Annotated in this window: 8 protein-coding genes; all 8 read right to left on the bottom strand. The window is 34.9% G+C overall.

Annotation, left to right across the window (positions count from 1 at the left end; translation table 11 throughout):
• Nucleotides 1-149: 149 nt before the first annotated feature.
• Nucleotides 150-578 carry a MerR family transcriptional regulator gene (locus tag E6139_RS22620; protein WP_316405806.1) on the bottom strand — a complete coding sequence of 143 codons (429 nt, stop codon included), beginning with the start codon at nucleotides 576-578 and terminating at the stop codon, nucleotides 150-152.
• Nucleotides 579-603: 25 nt separating this feature from the next.
• Nucleotides 604-924, bottom strand: a complete 321-nt coding sequence (locus E6139_RS22615) for a carboxymuconolactone decarboxylase family protein (RefSeq protein ID WP_316405805.1) — start codon at nucleotides 922-924, stop codon at nucleotides 604-606.
• A 102-nt stretch (nucleotides 925-1,026) separates the two neighbouring features.
• Nucleotides 1,027-1,362: a MerR family transcriptional regulator gene (locus E6139_RS22610; protein ID WP_316405804.1), complete on the bottom strand. Its 336-nt coding sequence runs from the start codon at nucleotides 1,360-1,362 to the stop codon at nucleotides 1,027-1,029.
• Between the two features lie 40 nt (nucleotides 1,363-1,402).
• Nucleotides 1,403-2,614 carry an MFS transporter gene (locus E6139_RS22605; RefSeq protein WP_316405803.1) on the bottom strand — a complete coding sequence of 404 codons (1,212 nt, stop codon included), beginning with the start codon at nucleotides 2,612-2,614 and terminating at the stop codon, nucleotides 1,403-1,405.
• Between the two features lie 84 nt (nucleotides 2,615-2,698).
• Nucleotides 2,699-4,126 carry a 6-phospho-beta-glucosidase gene (locus E6139_RS22600; RefSeq protein ID WP_316405802.1) on the bottom strand — a complete coding sequence of 476 codons (1,428 nt, stop codon included), beginning with the start codon at nucleotides 4,124-4,126 and terminating at the stop codon, nucleotides 2,699-2,701.
• An 18-nt stretch (nucleotides 4,127-4,144) separates the two neighbouring features.
• Entirely contained in the window at nucleotides 4,145-6,022 is a 1,878-nt protein-coding gene (locus E6139_RS22595) for a beta-glucoside-specific PTS transporter subunit IIABC (RefSeq protein WP_316405801.1), read from the bottom strand.
• A gap of 157 nt (nucleotides 6,023-6,179) precedes the next feature.
• On the bottom strand, nucleotides 6,180-7,064 hold the full coding sequence (locus E6139_RS22590; RefSeq protein WP_316405800.1) for a LysR family transcriptional regulator: 885 nt from the start codon (nucleotides 7,062-7,064) through the stop codon (nucleotides 6,180-6,182).
• 223 nt (nucleotides 7,065-7,287) lie between these two features.
• Complete coding sequence (locus E6139_RS22585) at nucleotides 7,288-8,385, bottom strand: FAD:protein FMN transferase (RefSeq protein WP_316405799.1); 1,098 nt, start codon at nucleotides 8,383-8,385, stop codon at nucleotides 7,288-7,290.
• Between the last annotated feature and the right edge of the window lie 258 nt (nucleotides 8,386-8,643).

The raw sequence follows: 8,643 nt of genomic DNA, 5'->3' as shown, positions 1-8,643 counted from the left end.
TTTCGTCAATTTCACGAAAAGACCCTTGCACTTATTATACTAGAAATCCCTCTGAAACACTGAGGTTACAATAAAATTCAATGATTCAGTAGACATTAACTATACTTCCTAGACAAAACTCTAGGTCAAGAGGCAGTTCCTTAAAAAATCTAAATTTTGTTTTCTTTTTCATATGTGACTTTTTCGTAATAGCTATCAAACAATTCTTTACCATGTTTCATATCGAGTTGCTCTCGATAAATTGAAATCTTTTTATCAAGAAGCTTCAAATTTTTTTCATACAACTTGTATTGATCGTAAACTTTCTTTCTATGTTCAACTAAAATGTTCATCAACTCTTGAAGATTATTATCAACATTTTCTTTTCGTAGTTGAGTGTATCGAACCATGTCTTCAATAGACATTCCCGTGTTCTTCATATGTGTGAAGAATTCCATCCAAATGACATCTTCTTCAGAATAAACTCTTAAATTGCTTTCGTTTCTGCTTGGTGAGATAAGGCCTTTCTTTTCGTAAAACCTTAATGCGTGTTCGGAGAAACCAGTAATTTTAGAAAACTCTCCAATTCTATATTCCATGAGATCTCCCTTTACATTTTTTTGCTTAATCCTTAAAAACTTCTTTTGCTAAATTAAACGCACTCCATGCTTTAGGCCAACCACAGTAAAAAGCAAGATGTGTAATGATTTCAGATATTTCATCCTTAGTAATACCATGTTCTTTTCCTAGTTTTAGATGTGCGTTAAGCTGTTCAAAGTTTCCTCCTGACAACAACGCAGAAATTGTGATCATGCTTCTCAGTTTTGGAGATAACTCTTCTTCCCTTGACCAAACCTCTCCAAAAAGAATGTCGTCGTTAATTTCGGCAAACTTTGGTGCAAACTCTCCTAAATTATCTCTTCCTGCTGTCTGTTTTTTCGCCATCGTATAATTCCTCCTTGATTAATTGATAAGTTAATTCTACGCCCTAGAGTTAACTCTAGGTCAATAGAAATATCCTAAAGTTGAATGTTGACCAATATAACTCTAACTATGCTGCTCTATAATTTCGGACAAAAGTAATAGAGCCTTTGTGATTTGGTAGTTTTTTTTCTCAAGTTCTTTCTTTTGAATTTCGAGCAGTATTTTGCATTTCTCTCCCTGATTATCATTACAATACTGTAAATATTCTTTTAATGAATCTATGGATACACCTACAACACGCATTTCTTTTATAAACCGAATCCATTCCAAATCACTTCTTTTATACTGCCTAATTCCACCTTTAGACCGTGAAATTTTTGGAAGAATTTCAATTTTTTCATAATACCTCAAAGTCTCTTGAGATATACCAGTTGTTTTACTTACCTCTGAAATATTCATAAGCTTTATCCTCCTTGGAACAGATCAATGTGGAAAATGCTTAGTCTTCATTAACAGTAGTCAATTGTTTGTTTCTTATACCTTTTAAAGAGATGAAAGCCAATCCGGTTGCTGCAAAAACAAACAGAATAATCGCCTCTGTATAAAAAACCCCTCTAATTGACCCAAAGATATTTAACCTTTCGATAATAGCAATACCATATGGTGAAAATGCTGATCCAAGATTAAATCCGACTAAAAGTAAAGATGTAGATAATCCCGCATTTATTGATGGAGAACTATTCACTTTGTTAAATAAATAAGGGATAAACGTTCTGAATGAGAATCCGCATAGTATTGCCCCAATGGCCGTAACAAAGACACTGTTCGATAATCCAATGATCAATAAGGATGACCCCATCAAGGTAAATGAAACTGGTACAATGTATTTTTTAAGCACGTTTAATGTTTTACCAAATAGAAAACCAGCAGACATGGCTCCTATACCTACAACTGAAATAATAGTACTTCCGTCCGTTGCATCTCCATATCCTAATGTTGACATTAATGCTGTGGCTTTTACGTTTGTACTCATATAAATATTGACTCCAACAAATAGCAAAGCAATGTAGCCGATCACTCCAATCAGACTAGTATTATTCTCATTATCTGTAAGTGAAGTCTTTGCAGCTTTTTTCTGATTACGATTAATCATGTCTTCGTAAGGAACGTCAGGAACAAATAACGCAAATAGAATAAACATAGGTAATGCTAATGCATATACCCAAAATGAGGCTTGCCATCCAAATCTTAATAGTTGTCCTACTAAAAAGGTAATCGTCATACCACCAATGCCTTCAAAAGCACTTTGAAATCCTATCAGTTTTGCTCTTTCGTTTCCTGAATAAAAATAACTGATGAACCCTACGATTAGAGAGTTAAACATTCCAATACCGAAACCAAATAAACATCGAGCAATGAAAATAATCGGAAAGCTCTCAATAAGTGCAGGCATTATCCCTGCAAAAAAGACTAATCCCAATCCAATCAATACAGTTTTCTTGTATCCTATATATTTTGCGATTGTGTTACTCAGCAATACAGATGGAATAATAAATAGAGCTGGAATTGTAACCAAATTCTCGATCATGGTCATTGGTACTTCAGGAAAACTTTTCGCAATTTCAGGAATATTTCCTCCAATCGCACCAACTGATACCACAATAAATGAAATTGCTAAAATAGAAACTTTTTGTAATGATTCTTTCGACATCCAAAGATCCTTTCTTAAATCTGACTTCAAGGTCAGATATTATTTTTAAAAGTAAGGATGATTTGATCATCCTTACTTAGACTTTTATTCTAAAATTTCTCCATTACTTTCGATCACCTGTTTATACCAATCAAAAGATTTTTTCTTGGTTCTTTTCAAGGTGCCATTTCCTTCATCATCTTTATCCACATAGATGAAGCCATATCGTTTACTAATCTCACCTTTTGTAGCACTTAACAAGTCAATACAACCCCATGTAGTATAGCCAAGTAAATCTACTCCGTCTTCTTCAACCGCATCCTTAAATGCCTCAATGTGTTTCCGAATATATTCAATGCGATAATCATCTTCCACTTCTCCATCTTCACTAGGTGTATCATATGCTCCTAATCCATTTTCAACGATGAAAAGTGGCTTTTGATAACGGTCATACAGGATGTTCAGAGAAGCTCTTAAGCCTAACGGATCAATTTGCCATCCAAATTCGGATGACTCCAAATAAGGATTTTTTATTGACTTGTAGATATTTGCCGCTGTCTCCTCATTCTCACTTGGATTTGCGCTAACTACTCGTGACGAATAGTATGAAAAAGAAACAAAGTCGCATGTATTGTCTTTCAAGAGTTGAGTGTCTTCAGGTTCTATTCTTAGCTCAATACCATTTTTTTGGAGCTTTTTAAAAGCATAGTTAGGATAAATGCCTCGAGCTTGAACATCAATGAAAAAGTAGTTATCACGATCTTTTTGTATAGCTAAGAAATAGTCTTCTGGTTTGCATGAATAAGGATAATTTGTGCCTCCCGCCAACATACAGCCAACTTTATTTTCAGGATCAACTTCGTGAGCAATTTTTGTAACAAGAGCACTAGCAACTAATTGATGGTGTGCAGCTTGGTATTTAACTTGTTCCTCATTTTCACCTTTTTCAAAATACAAACCTGCAGCTAAAAATGGAGCGTGTTGAAGCATGTTTATTTCGTTAAAAGTTAACCAATATTTGACTAAACCTTTGTAACGTTTAAAAACAGCCTCACAGTAATTTTTGTAAAAATCAACTACTTTTCGATTTCTCCAAGAACCATAGTTTTTGACTAATCCCATTGGGATATCAAAGTGGGAGAGTGTAACTAAAGGTTCAATATTATGCTTCTTACACTCTTTAAAAATTTTTTCATAAAATGCTAATCCTGCTTCGTTTGCTTCTTTCTCATCCCCATTTGGGAAAATACGAGACCATGAAATAGACATTCTATATGTTTTGAATCCCATCTCAGCGAAAAGTTGAATATCATCTAAATAGTGATGATACATATCGATTCCTTCCAGAGCTGGATAATGATGGTCATTATCCAACTCAAACATTTTCATTTTCCCAGTAAAAACAGCTCTTCTATCCTCTCCAGAGGGAATAAGATCCACATTTGCCAAACCTCTACCATCGAGGTTATATCCACCTTCACATTGGTTTGCTGCTGTAGCACCACCCCATAGAAAATCTTCTCTTAAGCTCATAAGTTCACCTCTTGATTGTTATCTTTCCGCTACTAAAAGTTTATCTTCAAATTGGATTTCATCCTGTTCGTTGATTAGGATGTCGGAATAATTGTTTGTGTTCGTTACTACTACAGGTACAATAGTGGAATAACCAGCTTTTGAAATTTCATCAATATCGAATGTTACCAATTTTTGTCCCTTTTTCACCTTATCGCCTTTTTTCACAAAAGCTTCAAAGTGTTCACCGTTTAGTGCTACAGTGTCCATTCCAACATGAATTAGAACTTCCATTCCATTTTCAGACACAATTCCAATAGCATGTTTTGTTGGGAACAGTGCAGATATCTCTCCATCAAATGGCGCTACTACCACTCCATCAACCGGATATACTGCTATTCCTTTTCCTAACGATTCACTTGAAAAGGCCTCATCCGACACTTCCGATAGGCTCACAAGTTTTCCTTTCAAGGGACTGAATAATACTTCACTACCTACTTTACCTTGTGATACTTCTTCTAAAATTTCTTTTTCAACTTCTTCAACAACTTCGGTCTCATTTTTCTCAAATTTGAAAGATAAAATCCAAGTCAATGCTGCAGTTACAACAATCGTAATAACTAATGCGATTAAGATATTGTACAAATGCCAAATATCTTCACCAATATACAATGGAATTGCAGGAATACCTGAAGCACCTGTTGCATAACGGTAGACATTGGTAAATCCAGCATACAATCCACCACAAGCACTCCCAATCATTGCACTAATCAATGGATAGCGTTTTGGTAAATTAATTCCGTATAGAGCTGGTTCAGTAATCCCCATCAAAGCAGTCACGCCTGTTGAGATAGCAACTGATTTTTCTGAAGTCTTTTTCGTACGGAAACCTACAACGAAAGCCGCAATCCCTTGTGAGATATTTGAGATGATTGCGCCCGGACCGACAATATTTTCAAGACCGGTAGTAGCTAATTGCATTGTACTGATTGGTCCTAAGCTATAATGAATACCAAACATAACCATTAAAGGCCAGAAGGTTGCAACCATAAAGACTACCGCCCAGTTACCATAGCTTGCTAGAAACTCAAATCCCATTGCGATGTAATCACCGACATAACCACCAATTGGACCTAGAATTGTCAAACCTATTGTCCCAACAATAAGAACGGTTAACATAGGGACAAAAATAATTTTGATAGCATCAGGAATGATTTTCTTTAAGAACCGTTCAACATATGATTGAAGAAAAACGATCATCAGAATCGGAATTACAGAGGAGCTATAACTAACTAAACGCATTGGAATTCCGAACAGTGCTACTGGATCACCTGCGGCAACTAGTTGCCCTAAATTTGGATGAAGTAGGATACCTGCTAGGAACATCGCTAGAAAAGGACTTGCTTTTAATTTTTGTGCAGCAGTTGATGCTAGGAAAAATGGTAAGAAATAAAATACTGCATCAGCCATAAAATTCACGATATAATAAGTTTGTGATTCGGGTGAAATCAAGTTAAAAAGCAACAGCAGCGCTAGGAATGCTTTAATCATTCCAGCTCCAGCAATCGGTGGAACTACAGGAGCAATTGTACTAGAAATAAAATCAATAAACTTCCCTACAAAATTTTGTTTAGTGCCAGATGTATTCGCCTCTGCTGAATCACCAACATCAGCAATTTTTTCTAGTTCTTCATAGACTTCTTCGACATGTGTACCAATAACAACTTGAAATTGTCCACCGCTTTCAATTACGTTTACAACACCATCAATATTTTTGACCTTCTCATTGTCAACGATTTCATTATTCTTTAAAACAAATCTCAAACGCGTTTGACAATGTGTCATGCTACTAATATTTTCTGAACCACCAATACTATCAAGAATATCTTTTGATAGTTTTTCATACTTCTTTGACATTTTACCTTCCCCCTGAATATAGAGTTAACTTTAGAGTCCTGTGAAAAAAATAAGTGCAACAAAAAGCCGTTTAACGATGTAATTCAAGTACTTGTCTTACTTGAGTTAATCTTAACATCGTCAAACAGCTATGTAAAATACCTATTTTCTAGATAGGTTATGCTTCAAAAGCATGTCTAGCAAATTCAATAAACTTTTCAGCTACAGAACTAAGCATTCTATTTCTCTTCCAAGCAATCACATATCCCGTACTTAATTCCGGTGAAAGTGGTCTAAAACAAAGGGAATCAGTTTTTTTACTTTCAAAAACCCCTTCTAAACAGAGCAGATACCCTAACTCTTTTTCAACTAAGTTCATTACATTAAACATTAAATTGAATGTCGCAATTGTATTAGTGGTTTCTCCTTCTTTCAAAGAAAGCCATTTATTAATTTCATTTTGAAGTATTGGGCGACTGGACTGCATGAGAGGTAAACCTGCGAGATCATTTGGAGTAATAAACTCTTTTTTAGCAAGTTTAGAATCTCTGCGAGTAACAACCCCCCAACGTTCTCTTTGAGATAAATGAATATAATTGTAGTTTTCAATATTTACCGGTTCTAACAGTAATCCAAACTCAATAATCCCCTTGTCTAGCTTCTCTTTGATTTCATCAACTATTCCGCTATAAACATAGTACTGAACATTGGGATACTTTTTGTGAAACTCAAAAATTAAATCCGTTAACTCTTTTGAAGTTGCTGATTCTACACTACCAAAAGGTAATAATCCTCCAAATAGACCTACTTCAGCTTCAAACTCCTTTTTAGTGTTATCGGCTATAGTAATAATTTCTTCAGCTCTTGCCTTTAGTCTTACACCAGCATCGGTTAGACTTATCTTAGATTTCCCACGATGAAACAAAACAACCCCTAGTTCTTCTTCTAAATCTTTTAATTGTCTACTGAGCGTTGGTTGTGTGAGATTAAGAGATTTTGCCGCTTTCGAGATACTTTCCTCATTCACAACAGCCAAAAAGTAATTTAGTACACGAAGTTCCATATGAATGTTATCTCCTATTTAGATTTATTATGATCACCTCATTATAACAAAGTACTGAAATAACTTATACTTAGCTCTTGTATGAAATCTAGACCTTAATTAAGCTTTGGTCCAATTCTTTACAGCCGAATCCGTGTCTAGACATAGAGCTTAAAATTAGCTGACTATATACTATATCTCATCAGCATATTTTAGAACTTGTAAAATAGTTGGATCTCGTACATCATATATCACTCTTCTTCTTCCCAATTTTATAGTCAGATTCATTTGATAAAGTAAATTTGTCTTCTAACCCTTCAGTGACGAAAATCTTGTTATCTTTACTAATGAACACTGCTTCAGTATTATCATCAGTTTTTTCTTCGATATATCGCAAACCCTCCTTAATCCCTAAAGTAAATAGTACCGTCGATAAGATATCACCATCCATAGAATTAGTTGTAATAATAGATACTCCTGCAATATCATTTTCCACAGGATAGCCTGTTTTTGAATCAAAAATATGATGGTATACTTTATTTTCTACTTTCAAGTTTCTTTCATAAATGCCTGAAGTGACAATTGTTCTATCTGTCATTTCAATAGTTCCTACTACTGTCCCTCTAGATTGATTTGGGTCTTGAACTCCCACAGTCCAAAGCTTATTTTTGCTATTCGGATTGTCTCCGAAAACGTAAATATTCCCCCCAAGATCAATAATTGACGAAGTAACCCCATTGTTTTTTAAAACTTTAGCAACCTCATCTGCAATAAATCCTTTTGCGATTGCTCCAGGATCAAGTATCATACCGCTTTCTTCCAAAAAGATTGATTTATTTTCTTCGTTCAAAATAACTTTTTCAAAGTCAACTTTTGTTAAAGCTTCTTGAATTTCAAGTTGATCTGGAACTCTTGCATCATCAAAACCAATTCGCCACAATTGAGTTATTGATCCTATTACTAGATTAAATCCTCCAGAGGTTTCTTGACTGTACTGCTTTGCAATTTTGAACATATTGTATACATCGTTAGAGACAATTACTGGTTTAATACCAGCATTTTGGTTTACTTCGTTTACTTCAGAGGATATATCTTCGCTTTCACTATCGTTATTAATGGAAATCTTCTCTTCTAGTTCATCAATCTTTTCAAAAGCATCGTCTAGTGCACTTTCTTTTTTCTCGTCAAAAACTCTAATCCGAATATATGTGCCCAAGGCAAATTTTTCTGACGAGTAGGGTTGATCAATTAGTTTTGGCTCTTCATTAGATTTATTAATCGAACAACCTGAAAATAGTAGTATTGCTGCAAGCAAAACGAAATATTTAGCTTTGTTTTTCATTGCTTTCCTCCCTCAATGATATACTACCTCAATTTATTGTTATCAAAAGTCTACTTACATCAATGTTCAGAACTCCATGGAAAAAGCTTAACAATTCCATCACATTTTTAAGTGAGAATTATTTGATAAATGAATACGTTTCACGAAAAAAGGAGTTGATGCATACGACGGAGTTTGGGAGCCACTTCATCGGACGTGATTGAGCCACCTGAATCGGGAAAAACTGAGCCACTCGAATCGGAGATAGAGAGCCACCTT

The organism is Enterococcus sp. (genome assembly GCF_032555305.1).
Lineage (GTDB): Bacteria > Bacillota > Bacilli > Lactobacillales > Enterococcaceae > Enterococcus_A.
The sequence above is the reverse complement of the archived record's forward strand: the minus strand, read 5'-3'. Positions and strand labels throughout refer to the sequence as shown.

What these genes read in the sequence shown, in the direction of transcription:
- E6139_RS22620 (WP_316405806.1), bottom strand. Translation starts at nt 578, where the DNA reads ATGGAATATAGAATTGGAGAGTTTTCTAAAATTACTGGTTTCTCCGAA.
- E6139_RS22615 (WP_316405805.1), bottom strand. Translation starts at nt 924, where the DNA reads ATGGCGAAAAAACAGACAGCAGGAAGAGATAATTTAGGAGAGTTTGCA.
- E6139_RS22610 (WP_316405804.1), bottom strand. Translation starts at nt 1,362, where the DNA reads ATGAATATTTCAGAGGTAAGTAAAACAACTGGTATATCTCAAGAGACT.
- E6139_RS22605 (WP_316405803.1), bottom strand. Translation starts at nt 2,614, where the DNA reads ATGTCGAAAGAATCATTACAAAAAGTTTCTATTTTAGCAATTTCATTT.
- E6139_RS22600 (WP_316405802.1), bottom strand. Translation starts at nt 4,126, where the DNA reads ATGAGCTTAAGAGAAGATTTTCTATGGGGTGGTGCTACAGCAGCAAAC.
- E6139_RS22595 (WP_316405801.1), bottom strand. Translation starts at nt 6,022, where the DNA reads ATGTCAAAGAAGTATGAAAAACTATCAAAAGATATTCTTGATAGTATT.
- E6139_RS22590 (WP_316405800.1), bottom strand. Translation starts at nt 7,064, where the DNA reads ATGGAACTTCGTGTACTAAATTACTTTTTGGCTGTTGTGAATGAGGAA.
- E6139_RS22585 (WP_316405799.1), bottom strand. Translation starts at nt 8,385, where the DNA reads ATGAAAAACAAAGCTAAATATTTCGTTTTGCTTGCAGCAATACTACTA.